The 23004-nt window shown below is 69.7% G+C and carries 28 protein-coding genes; 2 read left to right on the forward strand and 26 right to left on the reverse strand.

What is annotated here, in order from left to right; genetic code table 11:
- Positions 1 to 91: 91 nt before the first annotated feature.
- The 13 genes from AB0A97_RS21015 to AB0A97_RS21075 form a co-directional block, all read right to left on the reverse strand.
- Positions 92 to 220, reverse strand: a complete 129-nt coding sequence (locus AB0A97_RS21015) for a hypothetical protein (protein WP_361151987.1) — start codon at positions 218 to 220, stop codon at positions 92 to 94.
- Positions 221 to 1238: 1018 nt separating this feature from the next.
- A complete protein-coding gene (locus AB0A97_RS21020) occupies positions 1239 to 2630 on the reverse strand; it encodes a DUF1254 domain-containing protein (protein WP_361151990.1) in 1392 nt (463 codons plus the stop codon).
- Positions 2631 to 3237: 607 nt separating this feature from the next.
- A complete protein-coding gene (locus tag AB0A97_RS21025) occupies positions 3238 to 3474 on the reverse strand; it encodes a hypothetical protein (RefSeq protein WP_361151992.1) in 237 nt (78 codons plus the stop codon).
- Between the two features lie 269 nt (positions 3475 to 3743).
- Complete coding sequence (locus AB0A97_RS21030) at positions 3744 to 4145, reverse strand: hypothetical protein (protein ID WP_361151994.1); 402 nt, start codon at positions 4143 to 4145, stop codon at positions 3744 to 3746.
- A 128-nt stretch (positions 4146 to 4273) separates the two neighbouring features.
- Positions 4274 to 5992, reverse strand: coding sequence for a relaxase/mobilization nuclease domain-containing protein (locus AB0A97_RS21035; protein ID WP_361151997.1), 1719 nt, complete (start codon positions 5990 to 5992; stop codon positions 4274 to 4276).
- A 255-nt stretch (positions 5993 to 6247) separates the two neighbouring features.
- Complete coding sequence (gene mobC / locus AB0A97_RS21040) at positions 6248 to 6670, reverse strand: plasmid mobilization relaxosome protein MobC (RefSeq protein ID WP_361152000.1); 423 nt, start codon at positions 6668 to 6670, stop codon at positions 6248 to 6250.
- 206 nt (positions 6671 to 6876) lie between these two features.
- On the reverse strand, positions 6877 to 7110 hold the full coding sequence (locus AB0A97_RS21045) for a hypothetical protein (RefSeq protein ID WP_361152002.1): 234 nt from the start codon (positions 7108 to 7110) through the stop codon (positions 6877 to 6879).
- Positions 7111 to 7199: 89 nt separating this feature from the next.
- On the reverse strand, positions 7200 to 7391 hold the full coding sequence (locus AB0A97_RS21050; protein WP_361152004.1) for a hypothetical protein: 192 nt from the start codon (positions 7389 to 7391) through the stop codon (positions 7200 to 7202).
- Positions 7388 to 8884: a hypothetical protein gene (locus AB0A97_RS21055; RefSeq protein ID WP_361152007.1), complete on the reverse strand. Its 1497-nt coding sequence runs from the start codon at positions 8882 to 8884 to the stop codon at positions 7388 to 7390. The genes AB0A97_RS21050 and AB0A97_RS21055 overlap by 4 nt, the downstream gene beginning before the upstream one ends.
- Complete coding sequence (locus tag AB0A97_RS21060; protein ID WP_361152010.1) at positions 8881 to 9522, reverse strand: WhiB family transcriptional regulator; 642 nt, start codon at positions 9520 to 9522, stop codon at positions 8881 to 8883. Before AB0A97_RS21060 ends, AB0A97_RS21055 begins: the two co-directional genes overlap by 4 nt.
- A 159-nt stretch (positions 9523 to 9681) precedes the next feature.
- Positions 9682 to 10389 (reverse strand): hypothetical protein, encoded by a 708-nt coding sequence (locus tag AB0A97_RS21065; RefSeq protein ID WP_361152012.1) that lies wholly within the window; start codon positions 10387 to 10389, stop codon positions 9682 to 9684.
- 7 nt (positions 10390 to 10396) lie between these two features.
- Complete coding sequence (locus AB0A97_RS21070) at positions 10397 to 11284, reverse strand: helix-turn-helix domain-containing protein (RefSeq protein ID WP_361152014.1); 888 nt, start codon at positions 11282 to 11284, stop codon at positions 10397 to 10399.
- Positions 11281 to 11427 (reverse strand): hypothetical protein, encoded by a 147-nt coding sequence (locus tag AB0A97_RS21075; protein ID WP_361152016.1) that lies wholly within the window; start codon positions 11425 to 11427, stop codon positions 11281 to 11283. The genes AB0A97_RS21070 and AB0A97_RS21075 overlap by 4 nt, the downstream gene beginning before the upstream one ends.
- A gap of 894 nt (positions 11428 to 12321) precedes the next feature.
- On the opposite strand from AB0A97_RS21075, the gene AB0A97_RS21080 reads away from it, so the two are divergent.
- Positions 12322 to 13689, forward strand: a complete 1368-nt coding sequence (locus AB0A97_RS21080) for a helix-turn-helix transcriptional regulator (RefSeq protein ID WP_361152018.1) — start codon at positions 12322 to 12324, stop codon at positions 13687 to 13689.
- Positions 13690 to 13980: 291 nt separating this feature from the next.
- Positions 13981 to 14604: a ScbR family autoregulator-binding transcription factor gene (locus AB0A97_RS21085; RefSeq protein ID WP_361152021.1), complete on the forward strand. Its 624-nt coding sequence runs from the start codon at positions 13981 to 13983 to the stop codon at positions 14602 to 14604.
- A gap of 67 nt (positions 14605 to 14671) precedes the next feature.
- Here the strand turns inward: AB0A97_RS21085 and AB0A97_RS21090 are convergent, their stop codons facing one another.
- The 13 genes from AB0A97_RS21090 to AB0A97_RS21150 all read right to left on the reverse strand — a co-directional run bounded on the left by AB0A97_RS21090 (position 14672) and on the right by AB0A97_RS21150 (position 22920).
- Positions 14672 to 15007: a hypothetical protein gene (locus AB0A97_RS21090; RefSeq protein WP_361152024.1), complete on the reverse strand. Its 336-nt coding sequence runs from the start codon at positions 15005 to 15007 to the stop codon at positions 14672 to 14674.
- A 322-nt stretch (positions 15008 to 15329) separates the two neighbouring features.
- Complete coding sequence (locus AB0A97_RS21095) at positions 15330 to 16004, reverse strand: hypothetical protein (protein WP_361152027.1); 675 nt, start codon at positions 16002 to 16004, stop codon at positions 15330 to 15332.
- An 88-nt stretch (positions 16005 to 16092) separates the two neighbouring features.
- Positions 16093 to 17115 (reverse strand): MvdC/MvdD family ATP grasp protein, encoded by a 1023-nt coding sequence (locus AB0A97_RS21100; protein ID WP_361152029.1) that lies wholly within the window; start codon positions 17113 to 17115, stop codon positions 16093 to 16095.
- A complete protein-coding gene (gene tgmA / locus AB0A97_RS21105; RefSeq protein ID WP_031006192.1) occupies positions 17109 to 17330 on the reverse strand; it encodes a putative ATP-grasp-modified RiPP in 222 nt (73 codons plus the stop codon). The genes AB0A97_RS21100 and tgmA overlap by 7 nt, the downstream gene beginning before the upstream one ends.
- A gap of 77 nt (positions 17331 to 17407) precedes the next feature.
- On the reverse strand, positions 17408 to 18280 hold the full coding sequence (locus AB0A97_RS21110) for an endonuclease/exonuclease/phosphatase family protein (protein ID WP_361152032.1): 873 nt from the start codon (positions 18278 to 18280) through the stop codon (positions 17408 to 17410).
- Positions 18280 to 18402: a hypothetical protein gene (locus AB0A97_RS21115; RefSeq protein WP_361152034.1), complete on the reverse strand. Its 123-nt coding sequence runs from the start codon at positions 18400 to 18402 to the stop codon at positions 18280 to 18282. Before AB0A97_RS21115 ends, AB0A97_RS21110 begins: the two co-directional genes overlap by 1 nt.
- Positions 18403 to 18676: 274 nt before the next feature.
- Positions 18677 to 19108 (reverse strand): hypothetical protein, encoded by a 432-nt coding sequence (locus tag AB0A97_RS21120; RefSeq protein WP_361152036.1) that lies wholly within the window; start codon positions 19106 to 19108, stop codon positions 18677 to 18679.
- A 64-nt stretch (positions 19109 to 19172) separates the two neighbouring features.
- A complete protein-coding gene (locus AB0A97_RS21125) occupies positions 19173 to 19865 on the reverse strand; it encodes a hypothetical protein (RefSeq protein WP_361152039.1) in 693 nt (230 codons plus the stop codon).
- Positions 19866 to 20211: 346 nt separating this feature from the next.
- The gene (locus AB0A97_RS21130) at positions 20212 to 20850 is read right to left on the reverse strand and encodes a hypothetical protein (RefSeq protein WP_361152041.1); all 639 of its coding nucleotides are present in this window, start codon (positions 20848 to 20850) and stop codon (positions 20212 to 20214) included.
- Entirely contained in the window at positions 20850 to 21335 is a 486-nt protein-coding gene (locus AB0A97_RS21135) for a hypothetical protein (RefSeq protein WP_361152043.1), read from the reverse strand. The genes AB0A97_RS21130 and AB0A97_RS21135 overlap by 1 nt, the downstream gene beginning before the upstream one ends.
- A gap of 15 nt (positions 21336 to 21350) precedes the next feature.
- Positions 21351 to 21803, reverse strand: coding sequence for a hypothetical protein (locus AB0A97_RS21140; protein ID WP_361152046.1), 453 nt, complete (start codon positions 21801 to 21803; stop codon positions 21351 to 21353).
- Positions 21800 to 22321: a hypothetical protein gene (locus AB0A97_RS21145; RefSeq protein WP_361152047.1), complete on the reverse strand. Its 522-nt coding sequence runs from the start codon at positions 22319 to 22321 to the stop codon at positions 21800 to 21802. Before AB0A97_RS21145 ends, AB0A97_RS21140 begins: the two co-directional genes overlap by 4 nt.
- Positions 22321 to 22920 carry an ATP-binding protein gene (locus AB0A97_RS21150; protein ID WP_361152048.1) on the reverse strand — a complete coding sequence of 200 codons (600 nt, stop codon included), beginning with the start codon at positions 22918 to 22920 and terminating at the stop codon, positions 22321 to 22323. Before AB0A97_RS21150 ends, AB0A97_RS21145 begins: the two co-directional genes overlap by 1 nt.
- Positions 22921 to 23004 lie beyond the last annotated feature (84 nt).

Genomic DNA, 23004 nt, shown 5'->3' on the forward strand with positions numbered 1-23004 from the left:
CCGATCCGGCAGCAACGGCTCGATGCGTGCCCATTGGGCGTCAGTCAACGACACACATCAACCAACGATCCGATGATCTGAAGGAAACGGCCTAGGCGTGCCGGTCGTTGAGATCGTTATGGCTGAGCGTGAGGGTTTGAGCCGCCCTGATGCTGCGGAGGGAGGCACGCAGTCGACGACCGTCGTCGGTGTCGGGGATCTTGATCCGCTCGGGGTCCATGGCGGTGAGCCTGGCGAGGGATTCGCCTGGATCGTCGCCACGTAGGTGCGCGATATGCACACTGTACAAAGCCTTGTACAGCGCCTGCGAGATACCGCGGGTGAAGGACGCGATGAAAGGGGCCAGTGCAGCCAGCAGCTCCGGGATCGGATCTGCCGCTCCGCTGGCCCGCCGTCGGCGGTACGCCTTCTGACGGCATTTCGCATCGCAGTACGCAGAATCCGCACGCCCAGCCGTAACGGTCTCGCCGCAGGCGCCACAGGGGCGGCCTGAACCGCGACCGCCGTTACGCTTCCGCGTGAGGGACGTGCGGCAGGCCCGAGAGCACGTCACCCCCCGTATCAGCGCCTCCGCCCCACGCACCACGACCAGGCCGCATCCAGCGGCGCACGCTTGGGGTGGGAGAGCCGCGCCCCTCCCGGCCAAACCCCACCACTCAACGGACTCGGTCCGCCGTGCAGAGGCTGCCCGGGTCCGGCCCGTCGCCGGGTCCGGGCGCCCCAGCTCGTAGCACGTCTGGCAGATCAGGAAGCGGTCGAATCTCTGGCTGCGGCCCCGCCGCCAGACGCCGTCGACCAGATAGGCCGTACCGCGCAGGAGGTCAGCGCCGCACATCACGCAGAGCTGAGAGGAACCTTCACGCGTACCCATAACGATCTCAACGACCGGCACGCCTAGCCGTAACGCCCACCCGCGACTCAGCCGATTCGCCGTGATCGACGCGAGTCTCGCCACCTTCACAGAGACCGGACAATGGGGGTCGGCAACCTGCAGCAGCCTCGGGCCCGATCCCGCCAGGGACCGAAAGCCGAACGACATTCTGTCCGAGCAATACAACCATCGGCTGGAGTGGGACCGGAACGGCGATGAGCGCCGTCCGGTGTACATAGCCGGGCTGTACACCGTTGATCTCCTGGCAGCCGAGGACGCCGCCTTCCGGCTGGTATGCGACACATACGAGGCCCTGCGTATCGACGAGGGAAATCCCGTCCCGTGTGGCTGGACGGAGCAGCTCTCCTCAGCTGGTCTTCTCGATCGGAGGTAGGTACTTGCCAAGGAGCGCAGGGACTTTAGCGTCGTCGGTGGGGAGGTAGACCCGGTAGTTCAACCGGAACTGTCCGCTCTGTGTCGAGGGCAGCCAGTTGCTCGCATGGCCGGGGGCTGCCGGTCGCTCGTTCTGGATATAGATATCAAGCGATCCGTCGGGGTTCCAGGCAAGGTCCTTGGTTCGGTCGCCGATGGAGTACCGGTTGATCGGATTGTCCACCAGCTGGAAATCGGCGCCGTACATGGTGATCGACCAGAATCCATTGTGCAGTGTGGGCGGGATCTGGTCGGCGTCGAAGTGGAGCACATACTTCTGTGACCCGTCGAGCAGCTTCGCGTCGCCGTCTTCGTAGGTGCTGAAGTACTCGGCCTCCTCGCGGTCGTGCACGAACAAGCCCTCCAACGACCCGGCGGCACGGTCCAGATAGTTGACCCCATAGGTTCCCGGCTGGAGGTTGTTCCAGCGCGTGGGGTACGGGGTGCCGCGGTACTTCACCTTCCAGTTCATGACATTCGGACCGTCGATCGCCGCCTGTGCCAGGCCCTTGCGCGTCGGTTCGCTGAGGGCATCGGCGTCCATCGGCTCGCCGAGGGTGATGCCACCCCGGCGGAGCACTTCGATGGCCCCCTCGTTGCCCGGTGCCGGTGGGTTCTCGCTCGCCAGGTCGGCAACCGTCTGGAAGAACGCCAGGTCGCCGTCGTAGTGTGGGCGCGTGCCCAGGTCAGGCACCGTCACCTGGCCGTGTGTGGCCGGATCACTCCAGTAGGACAGCGCGGTGGTCGTGAACTGCTCTTGCTGCGCATTGACCTTGGCGAGATCATCGGCATCATCGGGCTTCACACCGATACGGATCGCGAACATCACGCTGTCGTTCGGCATCCGATGCTCTATCACCCCGGTCGGCAATTTGCCTTTCCAGTTCGGTCCCACGAATGCGTGATGGCCGCCGTGGCCGCCGGTCGCACGGGTACCGATGTAGAGCACATTGTTGGTGTAGGTGTCGGCGACCTCGACTGACCAGTATCGGTCCATGATGTCCGGGGCGGTCAGGATGATCGGCTCTTCGCGAAGTTCCAGCAGCGCACCGCTGTAGACGGTGTCATTGTTCGGCGTGTACGGCATGTCATCGTCTGCCGTGGCAAGGGTTTTCATGTGGCCGATCTGGTTGATCGGAGCGGCCGGCGCGTACGCCTGGGCCCGCTTCAACGCAATCGGATTCAGCCGCAGAGCGCGCTCCCGCTCGAAGATCGTCAGCGGGAGTCCGAACACGTAATTCTGGATTCCCACCGAATAGGCCCACTGCTCCTCGGACCGCGCGTCCTCAACACGAGTGCCGGAACTCTGCTGACTAGATGAGCCCATGAGGAAAATCCTCCCATTGACTGGCCAACTCATTGAAACTAGTGGACCGGGGAGCCGGCGCAAGACCCGGTCTGGGGCAAGCAGTTCCGCCACGGGTGTGGTGACCCGGACTCGTCCCGGTCACCACACCCGCCAGTACCTCGACGGTGGTAGCGCGATTCAATATGGTTTTGCGGCAATGCATTTCGCTGGTATCCCATGTGTCAACGGGCCAATTTAAGACGACATCGAAGTCCCGGCCAGGATGCAGATCAGCGAAATCACCCCCTTGCCAAGGAGCCTCGTCGCCGTCCCCAACGCGTCTGTGCTGTTCCGTCGTTGTCCATTCGGCTGCCCTTGACCTCGATCATGCCGAGGAGGCGCTCGCGGTGTTGGGGGTGTGCGCGGACCGGCTGCGGTCGACGTGCTGCAGTGACCTGCTGGAGGTGTTCGCGCAGATCGAGGGTCATTCACGAGACCCTCGGCGGCGAACTCACCGGCAGTCACTGCCCCACTCTCACCCACACGAGAGGGCCCCGAGGACCCTGAACGTCCTCGCGGCCCTCTCGTGCGCTGCCCACCCCCTAGATCCCAGCCACTGGCATTCCGCAAGTTCCAACAGCCGGACTTACCAATAGGTGCCGTTGGAGAGCTTGCCGGCGGAGTCGCTGTACAGCTCCTCGGAGACCTCCGAGCCGCTGCCGTAGGTGAAGGTGACTTTCGCGTGAAGGGAGAAGTTGAGCGAGCCTCCCACGGCCGCGTCACCGCCGAGATCGTTGAGGGCGGGACATCCGATGACGGTGACGTCATCGTGCTGGTCGGGCCGCTGGGGCTTACGGGCATACCCGGTGCCGAGGTCGCTCACGTCGAGCAGGCGCTCCTCCAGCGCGGCCGAAGACAGCGGAGCAGCATTCCGGCCAGGACCAGCCGACTTCTTGCCCTGCGCGGAGGGCGTGGAGACGGCTTTGGCCTCCGTGGTGTTGGTGAATCAGGCGAGCAGAGCGAGGACGGTGACGGCGGTGAGGCCGCCGGCGGCGGCGACGCGAACGCGCATGGTGGAACTGACCCCTTGGTGCTTGACGACGGGCGGTCAGTACGGGCTCGCGGGCCCGGAGGGTCGTAGGGGTTGGGGGGTCAGTGGCCGAGGTGGCGCAGGCAGTCCTCGAACGTGGCGTGCGTCGCGTCCGCGGGGCCGGCGTGCCGGTTGTACCAGGCGGTGTCGAGACGCGGCTCAGGCTGCTGGTGGCCCGCCCGGCAGCGCAGCCAGATCTGATCGCGGGTGGACAGGACGAGCCAGTCCCGGTACGCACCGCACCCGGTGCAGGCGACCATCTCGCCGTCCAGGACGATCGGCTGCGCCCAGGGCATCATCCGGCCGTCGAGCTGGTCGTGGCTGGGGACGCGCAGCTCCGGCGGGAGGAAGTCGTCCACCAGCGCGGCCGGCTCAGCGGGCTGCAGCTCGGCCCGCACCCGCTCGACCTCCGGCGGCACCTGGCCCTCCAGCCGCGCCCACATCTCGAAGGACCGACGCTGCATCTCACTGGACTCCGCTTCCCGGCGGCGGCGCATTCGTCCGAACACCTCGCACCCTTCCTCACCTCGTCCTGCACGCATCATGATCGTGCCTTACTTCCCCGGCCTGCTTCAATTCACAAGGCCCACAGTCACGGCCGTCCGCGCCGGGGCCCCGTCCGCCCCGGTGCCCGCTGTCCGGCCCGGTAAGCCGAGGACTGCGGCGCGTGGGCGTCGGTCACCTCGTCGCTGGTGTCGGCGGGCAGGCCCGCGGTGCGCCGCAGCCGCCACACGAGGACGTCGCTGACGGAGTCCGCCGTGTCCAGTTCCCGTCGCCCGGCGGCGTGCGCGAGGAGGGCTGCCGGGTCGTGGCCGGCGGCCTCGGCATCGGCGAGGGTCGCTGCGAGCGCGTACCACCCAGGCTCGGTGAGGACCCGTTCGGCCAGCGCCGGAACGGCTTCACGCAGCACCGCCGTCTGCCGCTGGACCACGGGGCGGCCCAGGCGCCGGCCACGCTGATAGAGCACGCCAAGGGGTTGGGCCGCGGCTGCCTGGTAGGCCAAGCGCAGGTGTTCGGCGGCCTGGCGGGCCGCGGCTGCCTGCTGGGCGTGCCCCTTCTTCGCATGCCAGTGCACGGCGGCGGTGATGACGAAGAACAGCATGTCGATCGCCATCGCGGTCGTCGCACCGTCTTCACCGCGTCCCAGAGCCGGGCCGCTGTGGACGAGGTCCCGGGCGGCCTGCCGCAGGCCCTGGTCGCGCCCGCGCTCCGCCCGGATGTGGGAGCGGGAGGCGCGTTCAAAGGCGAAGGCGGCATCGCGCAGGTCGCGGCGGGTGCTGGCGGGGGAGGTCTTCGCGAGTACGTCCAGGACCTCGCCGGCCGCCGCGACGTGAGCGGAGACGACGGCGTCGTCACCGTGCTCAATGAACATGACCGCGGTCCAGGCGGCCGATGCGGCCCGCCGGCGTGCGCTGGAGGGACTTTTCGGAGCAGTGTGGCGGGGAGCATCTGGCGCAACGTCCTGGTGGTGGGCACCGGCGGTCCAGCGATCCCGAATCCGGGGCAGCGACAGGTCCGGGGCGAGACGTGCGCCGGGGTAGAACACGGGCTCGTTGTCCTTGTTGCGGTCGTCGGGCAGGGCTACCTTGTAGCCGAGCAGGTCACCCGAGGGGGCCGCGCGCTTGCGGATCAGGAGGCCGGCGGCGGCCAGCCGGTCGAAGAATTCGCCTTCGCTCTGTGCGCCGGCCACTGCCTGGCGTACGGTCTCGCGCAGTTCTTCCCGCGCGGTGCGCTCACGGCCCTGTCGCTCGGCCTTGTGCCGTTCGGCGCTGGTCGGGCGTTTCGCGGCGGTGCCGTCGCCCTTGTTCAGACGGCGCAGGCCCAGTTCGGCTTCGAGGGCGCGGGCCTGGGCCTGCACGCGGGCGGCGTCATGGTCGAGGTCGGGCTTGTAGCCGTCCTCGCGGACGAGGGTGGCGACGATGTGGATGTGGTCGTCCGCATGCCGGACGGCCGCCCACCGGCACCCCGCACCCTGCTCGGGGTCGTCGATGCCGGCGGCGGCGACCATGCGGCGGGCGACGTCGCCCCACTCCTCGTCCGTCAGGACCCGGTCCTCGGCGCCGTTGCGGACGGAGAGGTGCCACACGTGCTTGTTCGGCCGCTTTGCCTGGTCGATGTTCTCGACGGGCTGGTCCAGGAGTCGTTGGAGCTGCTTGGGGGTGGCGGGGGCGTCGCGGCCGGGGTCGGGAGCGTTGTGGTCCCAGGAGGCGACCAGGTGCGGGTCGGTGTGCTCCTCGACCTTGCCCGGCCCGTAGAGGTAATAGAGGAGGCCGATGGTGCGCTGTCCGCGCTTCTGGATCCGGGGGATCATGCTGCTGTCCTCAACCGATCAATCAACTGGTGGCGACGCCTGCCTCTTACATGCGACGAGAACCGGCGCAGCCATGGAGCGTGACGGGTTCACCGCCGTGGCGGTTGCCGGCCTGCGCGTGCCTTCGCAGCGCTTCCACGGCCTGGCTTCGACGGTCATTCGCGGCCTCGGATGCTCGGGCGACTGCCTGCTCACGACGGAGCAACGGGGCGTCCATGACCTGCACGCCATAGCCATGGGGCGGGAGCGGAGCGGTCACTGCTGCTCCAACAGGTGGTCGGTGGCCGCCTGTACCCGGGTCACAGCGCGTTGGACCGCGGTGACGACCGCGTCGATCTCCGTCGGCTGGCCTCCGGAGTTGATGGCACGGGCTACCTGGTTGAGGTTGTTGCCGACCTGCCCGAGGTGCCGGCGGGCGGCGAACAGTTCGGTGACGAGCTCGCGGTGGCCGGCGACGGCGGCGGCGGTGTTGTCGAGGTCCTGCGCGGCAGCGAGGCCGCTGCGGGCAAGGAAGGCGGGCAGGCTCGTACGAGTCGCGCTTGCCGCGGCATCGAGCAGGGCCTTTTCATCGTGGTTCAGGCGGACGCTGCACACGTAACTACGTTTGCGTTCAGGCGGCTTCGGTGGGCGCTTGCGCGCGGTCTTCTTCGCGTCGCGGCGCTTGCGTGGCGACGGCATCTCCTCCGGCTGCGATCCGCCCTCGGTCGCTGCCCCGCGGACCAGCACCCCCCGGTGCTGGTCCGCACCCGCCACCCCCGGGGCGGGTTCTGGCCAGGACGCCTTCCCCGACGGGGAAGAGTGTCTTGGCCGATAACTTGCTCGCCCTGAGACCGAGTTGAGGTCGGCGCTCGGTCGGGGGGCGGAGGGGGTGTCGTTCGGGTCCGTCACCGTCCACCGTCCTGCGCACCGTGGACGGTCTCCAGGGTGTTATGGACGAAGTCGAACGCGTCCTCGGCATCGGTCAGGTGGTGTATCTGGTTGCCGGCAGTGATCTGGACGAACCGCTGCCCCCCGGGGCTATCGATCAAGGAACGGAGCAGTCCATTGCGGAGGAAGGTGTGCAGGAATGCCCAGGCCGGGAAGTTCTCGGCCTGGTCGGATGCGGTGGCCTGCGTCACGGCGGTCCTTCGTCGTCAGAGACGGTGGCCCGGCACGGAGCCGGGCCACCTTGAGCGGATTAGGGCGTTGAGCTGCGGCTTTGCGGAGATCAGCCGCACTCAGGGCAGCGCCCTACGTGGCTGCTGAGCGCCCGTGCCATCCGTGTCTTCGTCGATGCGGCGTGTTTCGCGCTGGTCTTCGCCGCCGGCCTTCCGGCATGGCGTGCGGAGTGAGCGGCCAGGAAGCTGATCTCGCGCTCGTACTCCTCACGGAGGGTCGCGAATCGCGGGCAGGTCTTCATCGGGTGGTGCTCCTTGCCTTTGTCGTGCTCGCTTCGCTCCGCAGCTGCTGCAGGACGAGGCTCAGCCGGTCGTTTCGGCCGCCCTTGAGTCCCTCGCGCCGGAGGATCTCCCGCAGCTGGACCCGGGTGACGGCTTCGTTGCCGTCTCGTTCGAGCAGGGCCGGGACATGGGGGCGGACCTGCTGGACGAGCTGCTCCACGGACTGCTCCGGCCCGCGTGGCGGACGCTGCGTCTGCGGGCTACGGGACCGGTCACCACGCTTGCCCTTAGCCTTCGTGGTCGGCTTTCGCCGGAGAGGAACCTTGTGTTCCCGGTCCCCGGTGGGTCCGGTCCCCGTGTCGGTGTCGGTCGGTTCCCGGTCCCCGGTGGGTCCGGTCCTCGACTCGGTGCCGTTCGGTCCCGGGTGCGTATCAGGGGACTGAGCCGACAATTCAGTCACAGGGCGGTCGGTTCCCATGCCGTCGTTGGGCCCCGGCTTGACCGTCTCGGTCCCCGCGTCACGGTCCCCGGTGGTGGGGACCGGTCCCCTCTCCTCGCGCGGTCCCCGGTCCTCGGTCAGTCCGGTGTCAGTGGGCGGGTTCCCGGTGGGGACCGCGGTGCTCTGAGCCTTCGGCGAGGGGACCGCGGCGGCCCTTCTGCTGTCGTGGTGTGACGGCCAGGGGGAGGGCAGGGGGACTGTGGCGAGCGCGAGGGCGTGCCGGCGGGCGGCAAGCTGGTTGAGCAGCTTGTCGCGCTGGAGGGGGTCGGTGCCGACCGCGGCCCGTCCGATCGCCTTCGACAGCCGCCGTGCGAGCCGCCTGCTGCGCCAGCTTTGCTGCTGCTCGGGGGTGTGTTCGGCGAGGCGGGCAGCGAGGGCGACGGCGCGGGCGGTGGCCCGGTCGCGGGTGATCTGCGCGGCGTCGCGGTCCCGGGCGGCGATGCCCAGGCGGGACAGCAGCCGCTCGCGTGCTTCCCGTCCCAGGCTGGCGATCAAGCCGTGGGAGGCTGCACCCGGAGTACGCAGGCGTAGTTCGATTCCCATGGCCTGATGCCACAGGACAGCGGCCATGATCGGACCGACGACGGCGCGGACCGTGCCGCCGACAGGGCCGCTCTCGGCGTACGCAGGGATCACCTGCACCCCGGTGATGACCCAGACCAGAGTGCCTGGCAGCCCCGGTGCCCCCTGGGTGGCGAGGTTCTGGCGGGCCATCAGGGCATTGGCGAACAGTGCGAGTTCAGCGACGCCGAACAGTGCTGTACGCCCGGCGGTACCGGCCATGCCGAGGTAGTCGGCGGCGAAGGCCCAGCTGGTGTCGGCGCTGTAGGCGGTGCAGCCGAGCGCGGCGAGTGCGGCGACCTTCACTGCCGGGCTGCCTACACGTTTCTGCGGGCGTGCCTCCCGGCGCCGGACCGCCCAGCCGGTCAGCAGCAGGGCGAGGGCGGTGACGGGAACGCCGAGGGCGAGGAGGAGGTAGGTGTCCGGTGCGGCACCGAGGGACAGGAAGGTCATGCTGCCTTTCCGAAGGGGGCGTGCGCCGAGGCCGCCGCCACCGGACGGCGCACCGGTTGCCCCGCGTCGGGCTTGGGGGGCGTCGGCTGGCTGGTCGCCGGGGCGGTCTGGTTCCTCTTCTTCTTGCGCCTGGGCACGCCGAGGGTCCGGTCCCGGTCGAAGACCTTGTTGGCGGCCTGCCGCAGCAGGTCCCGGGCGTGCTTGTGGCTGATCTGCAGGGCGCCGGCAAGCCGGTCGGGGCGCCAGCCCCGGACGTAGGCGTGGTCGATGACGACCTGGCGCTCGGGCTCGGTCAGGTGCACGTCGCGTCCGTTGAAGAAGGCGCTCACGCGGCTGTAGTCGAGGCGCTGGGACAGTCCGTCGTGCCAGGGACGCCGCTCGGCCTCGGTCAGCCCGCCCCAGACGCCCTCTTTGAGGACGTTCTCCAGGGCGTAGTTGAGGCAGTCGCGGCGCACCGGGCACTGGCCGCACATTTCCTTCGCCTCGGCGATGGCCTCGTGGTCGCGGGGGAGCGGGAAGAAGGTGGCGTCGGCGTCCTCGGAGTCCATGCCGTGGCAGACCCCGCGGGTGTGCCAGCTGGTGTCGCCGATGCTGCGCAGGCCGGTGGCTGGCGCGGTGTGGGTGGTGATGTGGCGCAAGGTGGTCTCCGATGTGCTGCCGCGTCGGCCGGTTGCGGGCCGGCGGCGGACGGACGCGGCGTCGGGGGGCCGGGGGGGGGGCGCGGGGGGGCCCCCCCCCCGGGGGGGGGGGGGGGGGGGCGCCGGTGCACCGGACGGGTGCACCGGCGTGCGGGCCGCTCAGGCCAGCGCGGGCTGTTGGGCCTGCTCGCTCTCCTGGGCCTGCCGGGCGGCGGCAAGGTCGAAGCGGCCAGGGTGCGGCTTGGCACGCGGGGCGGTTCCGCGTGCTGCGCCGTCGGGGCCGATCCGCCGACGGCGGCACGGCTCGCCGGCCTGCGCCAGGCACCACTCGCAGCGCACGGTGAGCGCGTCGGGCTGGCCCTGGGCGACGGCTGCCTCGCGAGCTGCGCGGGCGGGCCGGTAGGGCGCGAGGGCGGCCCGCGCCTCCGGCGGGATGCAGGAGCCGATCTGCCGCAGTCTCACCTGCAGTTCCGGGTCGTTCCGGCCGCTGGTGATGGCCCGGTACTGCGCGGGCTGAGCGCTGCCGGCGGCCACGGCACGCCGGGCACCGGCCAGCTCGGCGGTCCAGGCTGCCTGGTCGTCCGGGTCTGCGGACGGGGGCGGATCGGTGTGCCGGACCAGGCGGTCGCGCCGGTAGCTCTCCCACGGGCGGGCGATGTCCGCGGGCAGGATCGGGTACGGCGAGACCCGGATGTGCTGCCGGGCGGCGACGCGGGCGTCCCAGCCGTGCGGCGTGACCATAGGTACGTCGCCGAGCAGGTCGTGCCACTGGGCTAGCTGGTCGCGGGCCTCGCCCTCGACGCGGATGGTGCGGGGGTCGAGCCGGCCGATGTAGGCCAGCAGGGCGGCGGTTTCGCGGCGGTCCACGGTGTGGCTACTCCGTTCCGGTCGGCTCGTCGAGGGCGGCGAGCAGGGCTGCGGTGTGGGCTTCGGCGCGGGTCATGCCGCCCGGTTTGGTGGGGCCGTTGCCGGACACGGTGTAGAGGTTCGGGCGGCCCGGGGCGTGCTCGCGGGCGATCCAGGAGCGCCAGTCGGCAGCCCAGGCCCCTGCCGAGCGGGGCTTCCAGTCGGCGCGGTGCACCCGCCACTTCGCATCGGCGGCGGCCAGGCCCTCCTCGCCGAGGCGCTCAAGGTGTCCTTGCTGGCGGGCCCAGGCGTGGGTGGCAGGGTCGACCTGCCACTCGCCGGCCGGGACGAGGCCGGTACCCCTACTGCTGTACCTACGGTTCACCTCCGGTTCACTACGGTTCTGGGGGCCGGATTCCGCTACCCCGCTGTGCCGGTTCCCGGTACGCCGGTGTGCCGGTTCCCGCCGTGAGGTACCGGTTTCCGCACCGGCCGGATTCCGGACCGTGCTGGAGGGATCCGGTACCTCACGCGGGCGGATGCCGTACCGCCGCAGGGCCGAGAGCCGCAGTGTCAGACCGGGCTCGGCCTCGTCCGTCGAGACGTTGTCGTCCGTCTCCTGCGCCCGCGCGGCCTGGGCCACGGCCAGCGCGGCCAGAGGCAGGCGGTAGACCGTGCTGCGCTGCGGACCGGTCAGGTCGTCGAGTTGCTCGAGCTCGCCGCCGTCGAGCAGCCGGTCGAGCGCGTCGCGCACCGTGGACCGGGAGGCGTTCGTGCGCTCCGCCAGGCTGGTCAAGGAGGCCCAGGCGATGCACTGCTCGTCGGCCACTCGGTCCGCGATCGACAGCAGGACCAAGCGCGCGGTTCCCCGGCTGGAGCTGTGCTCCCACACCCATTCGCGGGCATCGCTACTCATCGGCCGCTCCCGCTCATCAGGCGGGACCGGCGGTTCGCCGAAGCCAGGACGGTGTGCTCCGGCGCGGTACGCAAAGGCGCCGAGGCGTAGGTGGCTGCCGCGCAGGCCAGGCCGTCGGGCCTTTCGCGCAGGGCAGGAGGCATGCAACAATCTCCTCTGCAGTATGCCCACGCTGAAGCGCCCGGTGGTAAGGGATCAGCGTGGTGAAGGTGGGCAATCTCCGCCCTTCCCGGGGCGGGTAATGCCGTTCGGCGTTCGGCGTCCGGGAGTTCCCGCTCTCGGACGTCGCCGCTGTATGCGGACCTGTACGTCTAGGTGGTGCCTGCCGCGCTCCTCACGTTCGTCCTGCCGGGCGGGGGGCCCGGACGACAACGAACATACGCACGCGCCCGCGTCAAGATCCAGAGTTGGTTCTTAACCTCTGTACTGATTGCAGAGGGTGACCAGTAGGGCGCGGGCAGCCGCAAGGCTGGGCCGAGCCGTCGAAGATGCTCCTCACCGCGTCCTCTCAAGTTCGATGCGGCAACGTTCCGGGGAAAAACGAACGATCGCAATGATTCAAGCCAAGCGGCGAGGAGTCGTCAACGGAGATCGTTTGCTCGTTTTTGCCCGTTACGTTGCCCGTGCGCTGCGAGGTTGCGGGCGACCCGACGGGGTGCAAGTCGCCTGCCGCGTAAGGGAAATGGGGCATTCCGGTGACTGTCCGGTGAACTCGGCAGGCATGGTCTAGACCGGCCAGCTCGACCGGGAGCGAAAATCGGCACACATTTGCCGCTTCCTCGATTTGATCTTGGAATACAGTCGGAGGTGTCCGATTCGCTCGCGAACGCACCAGATCCCCAAGGATTGTTCGCGGTAATGCAGGTTGTTCTCGTCCGCCTGTGGCCCGTCGCACAGATGACCAAGATCACCTGAATATTGCGTATGGTCTAGGGCGGAGATGACAGGGCGGGGGCCAGCCATTGTGAGCTGACCCTCTTTTTTCATGCCCGAAAGCGGACGTCTCCGAAGGCAGGACGAAGGAATGAGGAAGGGTCATGGACGCGAAGGAACCGGACCCCGACGGCGCCGCCCAGGAAAAGGCTTCTTCAGCGCAGGGCGCTGGGCAGCTTGCCGGACAGTTCATGGGGTTTGGCGCGCTGCTGCGAAGGTGGCGCAAGACCGCCGGCGTCACGCAAGCACTGGCCGCTAAGTCCCTGGGAATGGGAGTGCGCACGTACCGGAAGATTGAACGTGGCGCGACTCCGCCGCGATTCACTCAGCCCCAGTGCGATTCACTGGCTGCTCTGTTCGCACTGGACCGTGACGAACGCCACGCATTGTTGCTGTATAACGTCGGCACATCCCTCCCCACGTCGAGCGCCGAAGGACGCCCCGAGCTGCGGCGTGCGCTGCGATTGCTGATCGACCAGCAGATGCCCAGCCCGACGTACCTCTGCGACCGGTACTGGAACATCATCAGCTTCAACACGGCCATGGCGGAGTGGTGGCCGTGGGTCATGGAGCCCGGCGCCAACCTCATCCGCTGGGCGCTGACCCGCTCCGAAGCGCGGGCCCAGTACCACGACTGGCACCAGCATGCTGCGGCCTACGTGAAGATGCTCAAGTTCGCGGAAGCCACCAACGAGCACGACGCCGAACTCCGCCGGCTGATCGACGACGTCAAGAAGGACCCCGACGTACGGCGCATCTGGGAGACCGAGAACGAGCTGGGCGAGACCCGCGACGGCCACGTCTTCCGCATGAACGTGCCGGCCCTGGGCTGGGAGACCGTTGAGGTCGTCAGCCACGTCGTGTACCCGGCGAGCATGCCTAACTGCCGCTTCGTCGTCATCACCTGGGTCGAGGACGACCGCGCTGACGACGAGCACGACGCCCTCGGGGGTGCCCGCAACGCCTGGGCCGAGACACCGGCTGCCGGAAAGGCGCAAGCTGCACCGGCCCGGGCCCAGAAGAACGAGGAGCGGGAGGACGCGATACGCCAGCGCCACGCGCATTCGCTCACTGCTCGTCTCGTCCTGGATACGGCAGAGGAAGCAGCGGCCCTCGCGGGAGAGGACGGCATTCCGCTGCCTGTCCTCAGCCGCCTGATAGGGCCCGACAGCCGCCTGACGCTGTCGCCGAGCAGCCACTCGGTCATCTGGGCGATCGAAGAGGCGCCGGGCGAATGGGCGGCCACCGAGGTCGACGCGAACGCGGTGATCGCCCGCATGCCGCAGGCAGCCCTCATCCCCGAGGCGCGTGACGAAGTGAAACTGCTCACGCGTTGTGCCCTGCCCGCCGCCCCGGACGCAGCCGTCGACCAAATCCAAAAGCTGCTCCCACAGCTGCAGCACCGGATCCTGCTGCTGCGTGAGGTGTGGCGGGACCTGTACGAGCAGGACAATTTGCTGCCGTATGCCTGAACACGACCAGCCAGTGGCTGCGGCCTCCGGCTCGATGAGGAGGGCGACTGGCGGCCCATCGAACCGGAGGGCGGCCCGGCGCGCCGACGCGACACGTCCGCGAGAGCGCGGCCTTCCGCTATGCGTCCTCTTGAACTGCTGACTTGCCTCGACGTAGCTCGGATGGGCTCGGAGCGCGACCGAGATCTATACGGCAGCGGGAAAGCGGCCTCGCGGTGATCAACACTTTCCCTGCCACCCCGAGGTGGCGCAGGCCCGGCATTTTCGTACCACCACGTATTCGTCGAAGGAATGAGCGGCACAGTGCAGGAACGGGCGGTCAAGACACGGGAAGCTATCCTCCGGGCGGCATCCGAGCTATTCGACGAGCACGGTTACTCCGGGGCAAGTATCAGCAAGATCATGAGGCGTGCGGAGGTCACGGCGGGGGCAATGTACTTCCACTTCGCGTCTAAGAGTGACCTCGCTCACGCCGTGATGATTGAGCAGGGCGATGGACTGGAAATGCCGCCGGGTGAAGACGGCCTGCAACGCCTCATCGACATCACCCTGTACCTCGCGAGCGAGCTGCAAAGCAACCCGAAACTGCGGGCGGGGGTCCGCCTCGCCATCGAACAAGGAGCCTGGGGGGTCCAAGACGACTCCGCTTACCGTTACTGGGTAGACACGTTCGCCGAGCAACTGCGGGCCGCCCGGAAAGGTGGGCAACTACTGCCAGGGGTGGACGAGGAGGAACTGGCCTGGCTGCTGGTCAGCTCCTACTCCGGCACGCAGCTCCTCTCCGACATATCCGTTGGCCGAGCCGACTTGCACTATCGAGTAACCACCCTGTGGCGCTACCTCCTGCCAGGGATCGCGGCCCCAGCCGTCAAGACGCGCCTGAGCTTCACCGCGCGCTGCGGCCAGGCTGCCTGAAAACAGGGCGGCGTGTCCTGACCTGAAGGGCCCACGAGCATAGCGCGCACGATGGGCGCAGGCGCGGTTAGTGTTGCGGCTCGCCCCGGGCCGCTGGCGTGCGGCGCTGAGGCGGGCGGCTGACCCCGGTCATGTAGGCGTTGATGCCGCGCCGCTGGATCGTGCTGCCCGGGATGACGGTGTCACCCTTGAGTGGCGGCGGGGCCTTCCGCTTCTTCCGGGTGGACTGGTCGCCCCCGATCAGGTGCCGATTGTCGATCTTTTCCGCGCAGTCCCGCCCCTGCACCTCGTCGTACGGGCGGCGGCAGCCCTTGCAGTAGACCTCCAGGGCGTCGACGCGCTGGTCAGCGCTCGTCTTGAAGCTGCTGCGGAAGTCGGCGATGCGCGCGATGCGCGAGTCCACCTCGATCTCAGCGGCGACGACCCAGACGTGCGACAGGTCCTTGGGCGGTTCGATGGCCGGGGCTGGCGGAACGGGGGGAGCTGCCTTCGTTTCCGTTTTCTTCCCTGCGCCCTGCGGTACCGGTACATGCGCAGGGAACAGGGGCTCCTGCCAGAAGGCCCGGCCCGCCGCTGGTGATAGGGGGGCGGTAGCAGTCGTCACCCATTCCTCCGTGCCATGTCGCTGCTGTTGACACAAAGGCCAACCGGTACATAGCGCGGAACGTCAGGTGCAGGCGATCCGTTACATCGGCACGCCAACACTGGTGGCGGCGTTGGGCTCCTCAGATCCCGAGCCGGGCCGCTTCTTCGTCGAGGTCGACCACGGTGATGCGGCGCAGCTCCCGGATGAGCTGGCTTCCGAGGACGTACGTCAGTTCCGGCGTGCCGTACGCCACGGAGCAGGCTTGGTCTACTACGAGTGAGTTGGTGGGGCGTTGGGATGGGCGGGGGCGTGCGACGTACGCGATGCCGTGCAGGCCCCACAGGGATGTTTTGCGGGCCCGTAGCGCGGTGTGGCTCCGCCGCAGCCGGGGGCACTGGGTGCGGGCGATGAGTGCGTGGGGGAGGCAAAGAGGTGGCTGGCTCGTGCGGGTCTCCTCCAGGTGGCTGGCGGTGGCACTGCCCCCCGGTACCAGGAACAGGGTGCCCTTGTTGGTGCGGGCGGCGGGGTGCGCGCACACCTGGCACAGCAAGTGCTCCATGGCGGTGCGCTGCCGTTCGGAGTGGACGCTGCGCCACAGGGGCTCGCCATCTCCGTAGCCGCCCTCCCAGCGCTCCCACAGTCCGCGTCGCGCGTCCCGGTCCCAAGGGCCCTCGTCGGCGTAGCGCAGCCCCCCGTTGTGGAGCCACAGGTCCGTCAGCGAGATGTGACGTTCGCCCGACCAGAGGGTGACGTAGGGCACGGTCAGGCCGTCGCGGACGGCGAGGGGGCGTCCTGGGGCGGGGGTGCTGGGCATGGTGCTTCCCGGGAAGTGGAGTGGTTGGGGAGGGTGGGGTGCCCGGCGGTGTGCGGGGAGGCGTGGCCGCCGGGCACCGGACGGGTAGTCAGGCGATCCGGTGGAGGCGGCGGTCTGGGGCGGGGCCACGCGCCAGCAGGCGTGCGATGGCTTCGGCGATATGCAGGTCCGGCAGTTCCTTTCCGATCCAGTCGTGCTGGCCTGCCGCGTTGAGGTCAACGAACCAGTGCGTGCCTTGGCTGTCGACCAGGAGGTCGATGGCGGCGTAAACCAGGCGGTAGTAGCGCATCAGGCGCCGCACGCCAGCGCGGACGCTGTCTGGGAGGGTGGTGTGGGAGTAGGTGAGGGCGTCGTAGTCGGAGCGCCAGTCCGCCTGCGCGGCTGGGCTGTGGGCGTCGATGCGGGCCGCGAACATCTGCTGGCCCACCACGGTGAGGCGTACGGCGTACTGCGTGGCGATGGCCTGCTGAAGCTGGTGTGCCGTCCGGGCGATCGATGTGTCGAGGTTCGAGGCCGTCACCGGGCTGGTGTGGAAGTGCCTGCGCGTGCCGTCGGGGTACGTCAGGAGCGGGGCGACGAGAGACTTGCAGACCGTGGCGGGTGCCTGCTGAGCGAAGCGGACGCTGGCCGGCGGATCATTGCCGATCCAGGTAGCGGGGACGGCGAGGCCGCAGCGTGCCGCCTGCCGCAGTGCGTCGGGTTTGCTCTGGGAGGCGCGGGTGGCCGCGGGGTGGTTGAGGTGGACGCAGTCCACGGCGGCCAGTACCCCGGCCAGGCCCGCGAGGGCTTCGTCGTGTGCCCAGGCGGCTTCGCTCGGCGTCATGCCGGTGGGGTCCAGGTCCGGGCGGCCGGGGTGCCACCACCAGATGGCGCCGATGTCCTCCAGGGGCAGCGTCCAGTAGTCGGTGGTGAGGTATCCGGTCCACCGGCCGTCGTGGAAGGCGGCGTCGAGGTGGGCGTGCTGGGGGAAGCTGGCGAGGTCCATGCGGTAGACCGGAGCGCCGAGCTGATCCAGGTGCCACACGATGCGGTCGGCGGTGCAGTCGGTGTCGCTGGTGAGGATGCAGACCGGGCGTCCCTGCCCGGCCTGCACGGCGGATGTCGTCAGCAAAAGTCGATCCGTTCCCACTCGGTCGGCGAGGTCCACCCGTCACAGGTGTCGCTGCGGGCGTAGGAGGTGGTGATGAGCGGGGTGCCGTCGGCTGTCATGTTCATCTGGCGCGTGGGGTCGTAGGTCCCCGGGCTGGGCAGGGGCTGCGGGGTGATCGGGTCCGTGAGCAGGCGCAGGGCGAACGGGCGCGCAGTGGCGGGCTGTTGGGTGGGCACGAAGGCTCCTCTGGTGGATGAGCAGGGGCGGTGGATGGGTGGTGCCGGGGCTGTGGTGAGCGCCGGCACCACCGGGGTCAGGCGGTGTCGAGGCAGACGGGCAGGTGGTCGGAGGCCGCCTTCGTCGTCTCGTCGGAGATGGTGGTGTAGCCGGTGGGGGTGATCTGGCGGCCGGCGTAGAGGATGTGGTCCAGGCGCTGGGGAGTGGGCTCATTGTCGTAGCGGTGGCCCACCGTGGCCGCGCGGGGGAAGTCGGACAGCAGATCCTGCGGGTCGATCCAGCCCGCCGCGACCAACACGTCCAGGGCGTCACGGTCGGTGTCACCGAACAGGCCGCCCGGCCCCGCCCCGCCCAGGATGCGGCGGTAGCGGGGCTGAAGATTCCGCGGCACGTCACGGTCCCAGTCGGGTTCCGGCCCGAGGCTGGGTGCTTCGGCGGTCGGACCGCGATCGGCGGTATTGAAATCACCCAGGAGCACTGCGTTGTCGGGACGCCCGGGGAAGGAACCCGCATAGTCGGTGATGAACTTGGCCTCTTGCAGCCGGACGGTCGGGTCGAAGGGGCACATGTGGGTGAAGAGGATCATGACCCGGGTGCCGTCGATGATCACGTGGGCACGTCCGAGGCCGTGGTGGAGGCGATTTCCGTCGTGGACCTTGTCGTAGCTCAGGACGGTGACTTCGCCGGGACGGTAGAGCAGCGCCATGTGATTCTCGCCGTTACCGGCGTTGCTGGTGACCGGAGGCAGCACCGCCATGCCGACGGCGTTGGCCAGCTCGTACAGACGGCGCCAGTCCTGACGGTGCCAGCCGGTGAGTTCCTGAAGCCCCAGGACGCTTGGCAGCGGGTCGAGACTGGAGATGATTTCGATCTGGGCGAGACGGCGATGCTCACTGCCGTCGGGATCGATGCCGCCGGTGTCGGTGTTGAAGGTGACGTAGCGGGCCATCAGTGCTGTCCTTCCGGCTCGATCAGCTCCCCGCGCAGCCGGATGGCGGTGGAGATGGGGCCGGGTTGGTTCCGGTACGGGGCGGGCGGAGCGAACAGATCGGCAGACAACTCGGTAGACAACTCGGTCTCCTTGCGGTGCGGATCGACCCGGGCACTGGCCCGGCTGGGGTGGGGCGGCGCTGGAGCGGTCGGAGAAATTCCCCAGCGCCGGCCCCGGCCGTTCCGCACGCGAACCCCCGCCCGCGGAACAGTCCTTCCTCACCGGTGCGCCGCCGGACGGTTTTGACGGCGTGTGCCGGAAGGGGTGGGGCCGCCGCCGACGGCGGGGCCCCGGGCGCGGCAAGACGTCCGCGCCCTTCCGCGAGGCGAGTGCGGTGCCTCACGGAAGCTGTGGTTACCGGCGGGGTTCGGGTCCGGTCAGCAGGCCGTACTGGTGGCCGAGCTTGACCAGGTGCGGCTCGGACTTGGCCCCGGCCTTGTCCATGAGTGCTCTGATGGCGGCCCGGGTCGCGCCGCCGGGGACTCCTACCGGAGTCGGGTAGGTGGCGATCACGTTCCACACCCGCTGTTCCTCGTGAGTGAAGAGGACCGGTGCCTCGGCGGGCAGTGGCAGGTCCAGCAGGCGCTGGGTGTAGCAGCGGTGCAGCACGTACGCACGCGAGCCGTCGCCGACCTTGAGGCGCACCCCCCGCAGGCGACTCATCAGCGTCTCGGGCTTGATGCGGAGCTTGGCGGCTGCGGCCACTGTCGTCAGCCCGTTGGCGAGACAGGTCAGGATCAAGACCTCGGTGGGCGTCAGCCGGTCGTACCGGGTGTGAAGAGACACAAGCGCTCCTGGGGACACGGGGACGGAAGGACGGTGGGGCATGTGCGCATTCGGCGCGGCGAGGTCATCCGGCGGCGACATCGGCGGCCTCGATCACCACGGTCGTCCCGGTCAGCTTCCGTACCAGCCGCTCAGCGACGATCCAGCGGCCCCGGGCCTGCTCGTAGGGCAGCAGGACATCGTGTTCGGCGGTCTCGAAGGCGGTGCCGGCGAGCCGGTAGCGCCTGCCGCGCACGCCGTACAGGACGGGGTCGGCCCGGACGGCGATGTATCCGTCCCGCAGGTCGGGGCGGTGACGGGCGTAGACCAGGGCGTGTTCCAGGCACACCGCGGGCCAGGTCGTCAGCCGCCCTTCGACGGGCCCGCCGGCCAGCGGCTCCAGGAACAGCCAGCCGTCGCTGGTGCGGCTGCCTCGACAGTTGCAGACCGGGCATTGCAGGCGGCTCATCGTCTCCCGCAGCCGCCCCGGGTGGACCTGCCCGGACAGCCAGGCACCGGCCGGCTTGCCGGACGGGCCCAGGCTCTGGGAACAGCGCTGCCACAGGACACCGCGGGCATCACGGTCCTCGGGGATCTCATCGGCGTACGCCAGCCCCCGTTCCCCTGGCCGGTCGCGCAACGCCAGCTCCTGGCCGACCGGCTCCTGTTCACCGGCACGCAGCGCGATGTAGGGGATGGCGGCCGGGGGCCGCACCGCCTGGAGGACGTTGCGGACGGCAAGCCCCGCCGAGGGGGAGTGCGAATCGAAGGTGAGCATCTTCCTGCCTGGCGTTCGTACGACGGACGTGGTCAGAAGGGCCCTCCGGCCGCGCGACCAGGTGTCTGCGCGACCGGAGGCGACGTGACGGCAGGGTCGCCGCCTGCCGGATCGGTGCCGGAGCCGGCCCGCCAGGTGTGAGTTGGCCTGGCGGACCGGCGAGCCGAGCACGGGCTCGGCTCCCTGCTGCCGGCCCCAGGACCGGCAGCAGTCTGCGGGACCTCCCCGGCCGCTCGCCCCGGTGACGGCGGGACGAGGGCTCGGGGAGGCTGGTACGGCGCGGTCCCCACCGGCCGGGCCGTACCGGGCGCGGCCACCCCGCCGCGCCACCCCTCGGACGGGCCGCTCAGTCCACCCGAGGGAGTTCGGTAGGTGTGCCGCCGTGGCGGGCCAGGCAGGTCTTCAGGCGGTGCTGCTCGGGAACCTGCGTCTCCACGGTGGCCACCACCCCGTTGACGGGCTTCGGGTCCAGGTCCAGCGAGCCGTCCTCCAGGGTGAGGTGGACGCTGCGCACGCCGTCGGCCTCGTGGGCGTAGTGCATTAGCCAGTACATGAGCACCACCGCAGCCTGGGCGGCCCCACCGTCGGCCGGCGCTGCGGCCGGGCGGTGAACGATGACGAGCGTGTCGCCGCGGCGCTGCACGTACGGGGCATCAGGATCGAGGTGCACGCCGCACGCCCACAGCCTCGGCAGGCCCGCACCGACAGGCGGGATGACCTGCAAGGTGAAGAAGGCCCGCAGCCGCGCGCCCTCGACCAGGACCCACGCCTGGGGGTGTCCGTAGTCGTCGAGGTCACCGAGCAGCGCGAGCGCCGAAGGCTCCCCGGGAGGCACGGCGGTCTCCGCGCGGGGCCGCTGCGCCAGGCTGGCGTCGACCAACGTCTTCATGGCCGTCTCATCGTCCCGGTCGGCGGGACGGACGACGAAGCGCGGCGGCTCGGTACCCGCTCCGGTGCTCCGCGGGGAGGTGAGGGCGGTGGTCATCACGCCGCCCCCGCACGGGCGTCGAGGGCCTGGCCGTCGATGAACTCGGCGCCCGTACGGCCCTCGCTCAGGGCTCGCAGGGCTGCCTTGACGACCCGGGCCATCTCGGGCCCGCACAGGGGCAAGTCGTCCTCGGTGGCCCACAGGTAGCGGCTCAGCTTGCCGCCCAGACGGACCTTCTGAGCCTCCCCGACCAGCGAGCACAGCCGCACGTCGTGACGGATGCGTCCGCTGCCGTCGGTGACCTGGTTCCTGGCCAGCAGCCGGCCGACGCTGACGCCCAGCCCGGTGTCGGACCGTACGGCGGCGTGCAGGTCGAAGTGGTCCGCGATGCCGTGGGTCGGCTGGCCGACCGGCAGCCGGTAGATGCCGGGCGGCATATCCGAGGTGCGCACCAGCAGGAAGGTGCGGGCGCCGTCCGGTGTGCGGTCCGCGATCAGCGCGGAGCAGATGACCTGCGGGGGAAGGGTGGCGGGGGAGGCCACGGAGACTCCAGGGGATCAGGCGGCGTCAGCCACGGGGGCGGAGAGGGGGATGAGGGAACGGTGAGGGTCCAGAGCGTCGGGCGGCCGGACCGCCGTCGGGCCCTGGCGGATGAAGCGCTGGAATGGGTCGGCGCACATCTGGCAGCCGTAGACGGTGGCCGGGTACTCCCAGCACGAGACCAGGACCGGCGGCCGGCCGGGCGCGGTGCGCCAGGTCCGCACCGAGATTTCGAATGCGCCGACCGGCCCGGTGACGGTGCCGTGACGGCCGCACCACAGCCAGCACAGCTCGCCGCCGACGCCGGACAACGCGCGCTGGATGTACAGCCGCAGGCACGGTTCGCACGAGTACAGCGGGACGGACTGGCCCCAGGACCGGGCGACCCCGGCCCATACCAGCGGGCGCGGGCGCGCAGGCTTGCAGGCCAGCCAGCACAGCCCGCGCCGGATCGCCTCCGGGCCTCTCATGCGACGCCCCGTACGGGCAGGGCGCCGGCCGGTACGCGGGTGGCGAGGCAGCCGACCGAGACGACGTGGCGCATCCGGCCCGCGGTGACGCCGATGCTCAGGTACGTCCACCGGGCGGCCAGGTACTCGGCATACCGCTCCCGAAACCGGGCCTGGCGTAAAGGGGTTAGGTCCAGCATCGTCGGCTGGGCCGAATCCTGCGCGATGCACTCCAGCGTGGCGTACAGCCAGGTCACCGCCTGAACGGCGTGCGCGGCACGCCCCCCGGGGACACGGTGCTGGTCACCGTCTACGTCCGCCGGGCCGCCGAACGGCCGTTGCGTGTGCGACACCCACCAAGCGAGGGTGCACTCGTCGACGAGCAGCCGCAGCGGCTCGCCCCACTCGACGGTGACACCCGCACCGCTGACGGGCGGAGACGGGACCGCGGGCAGCGGGGAGCTGTGGCCTACGTCGTCGGCCGTCGGCCGGGCCGTTCGCGGGCGGAGCAGGGGGCGCCCCCAGGTGAAGCCCAGCATCACGCCGTCTTCTCCCGTCGTCTGGAAACAGGGGCGGGCAGCCGGCACACCACGGACTTGCCGACCTCTTTACCCTCGACGGCATACTCACCGCCGTATTCGGCTGTCGTGGCACGAACGAGAGCCAGCCCGCGGCCACTCACATCGTCAACGGTGGCGTTGTACTCGCGAGGCTCCTGCTGCGACTCGTCCAGCACCCGAACCACGAACAACCGCAGAGCTTGGGGAAACTCGACCGACACGGCACCGTCGCTGTGTCGCACGGCGTTGGTGACCAGTTCCGAGACGAGCAGTTCGGCCGCGTCGAGGAAGTGCTCGTCCGACGACACTTCCGCCGCACGCGTTCGGCCCATCTGCCGGGCCGCGCGCAGGGGGTTCCCCAGTTTGTTCCAGGGGCGTACGACCAGCGACGCGCCCGGGTCCGGGAACGTGCGGCTCATCATTTGCGAAGCCGCGCTGGCGACGATGTCGCCTTCATGCTGGCGAGGTGGACCTTCGTCAGGGTAGGTCGGCAGCAGCGCTGCGGGGAGTCTGACTGCGGCGTCAGCGAGCGCGTTTCGACGGGCGCGCGGCTGATGCGTGAAGCGGTTCGTCGTCATGGTCGGCTCCATGTCGAGATGGCCAATGACGACATGTTCGGCCCACAACTAGGCCCCAACTACCATGCGTTGATGATAGTTGGG

Origin of the sequence: Streptomyces sp. NPDC045470, assembly GCF_040646595.1 — a bacterium.
In the GTDB taxonomy this organism is placed as follows: domain Bacteria; phylum Actinomycetota; class Actinomycetes; order Streptomycetales; family Streptomycetaceae; genus Streptomyces.

Excerpts from the sequence above, each read along its gene's own strand:
- AB0A97_RS21015 (WP_361151987.1), bottom strand. The coding sequence starts at position 220 with ATGGACCCCGAGCGGATCAAGATCCCCGACACCGACGACGGTCGTCGA.
- AB0A97_RS21020 (WP_361151990.1), bottom strand. The coding sequence starts at position 2,630 with ATGGGCTCATCTAGTCAGCAGAGTTCCGGCACTCGTGTTGAGGACGCG.
- AB0A97_RS21030 (WP_361151994.1), bottom strand. The coding sequence starts at position 4,145 with ATGCAGCGTCGGTCCTTCGAGATGTGGGCGCGGCTGGAGGGCCAGGTG.
- AB0A97_RS21035 (WP_361151997.1), bottom strand. The coding sequence starts at position 5,992 with ATGATCCCCCGGATCCAGAAGCGCGGACAGCGCACCATCGGCCTCCTC.
- mobC (WP_361152000.1), bottom strand. The coding sequence starts at position 6,670 with ATGCCGTCGCCACGCAAGCGCCGCGACGCGAAGAAGACCGCGCGCAAG.
- AB0A97_RS21050 (WP_361152004.1), bottom strand. The coding sequence starts at position 7,391 with ATGAAGACCTGCCCGCGATTCGCGACCCTCCGTGAGGAGTACGAGCGC.
- AB0A97_RS21055 (WP_361152007.1), bottom strand. The coding sequence starts at position 8,884 with ATGACCTTCCTGTCCCTCGGTGCCGCACCGGACACCTACCTCCTCCTC.
- AB0A97_RS21070 (WP_361152014.1), bottom strand. The coding sequence starts at position 11,284 with ATGAGTAGCGATGCCCGCGAATGGGTGTGGGAGCACAGCTCCAGCCGG.
- AB0A97_RS21075 (WP_361152016.1), bottom strand. The coding sequence starts at position 11,427 with ATGCCTCCTGCCCTGCGCGAAAGGCCCGACGGCCTGGCCTGCGCGGCA.
- AB0A97_RS21080 (WP_361152018.1), top strand. The coding sequence starts at position 12,322 with ATGGACGCGAAGGAACCGGACCCCGACGGCGCCGCCCAGGAAAAGGCT.
- AB0A97_RS21085 (WP_361152021.1), top strand. The coding sequence starts at position 13,981 with ATGAGCGGCACAGTGCAGGAACGGGCGGTCAAGACACGGGAAGCTATC.
- AB0A97_RS21095 (WP_361152027.1), bottom strand. The coding sequence starts at position 16,004 with ATGCCCAGCACCCCCGCCCCAGGACGCCCCCTCGCCGTCCGCGACGGC.
- AB0A97_RS21110 (WP_361152032.1), bottom strand. The coding sequence starts at position 18,280 with ATGGCCCGCTACGTCACCTTCAACACCGACACCGGCGGCATCGATCCC.
- AB0A97_RS21125 (WP_361152039.1), bottom strand. The coding sequence starts at position 19,865 with ATGCTCACCTTCGATTCGCACTCCCCCTCGGCGGGGCTTGCCGTCCGC.
- AB0A97_RS21130 (WP_361152041.1), bottom strand. The coding sequence starts at position 20,850 with ATGACCACCGCCCTCACCTCCCCGCGGAGCACCGGAGCGGGTACCGAG.
- AB0A97_RS21140 (WP_361152046.1), bottom strand. The coding sequence starts at position 21,803 with ATGAGAGGCCCGGAGGCGATCCGGCGCGGGCTGTGCTGGCTGGCCTGC.
- AB0A97_RS21145 (WP_361152047.1), bottom strand. The coding sequence starts at position 22,321 with ATGCTGGGCTTCACCTGGGGGCGCCCCCTGCTCCGCCCGCGAACGGCC.
- AB0A97_RS21150 (WP_361152048.1), bottom strand. The coding sequence starts at position 22,920 with ATGACGACGAACCGCTTCACGCATCAGCCGCGCGCCCGTCGAAACGCG.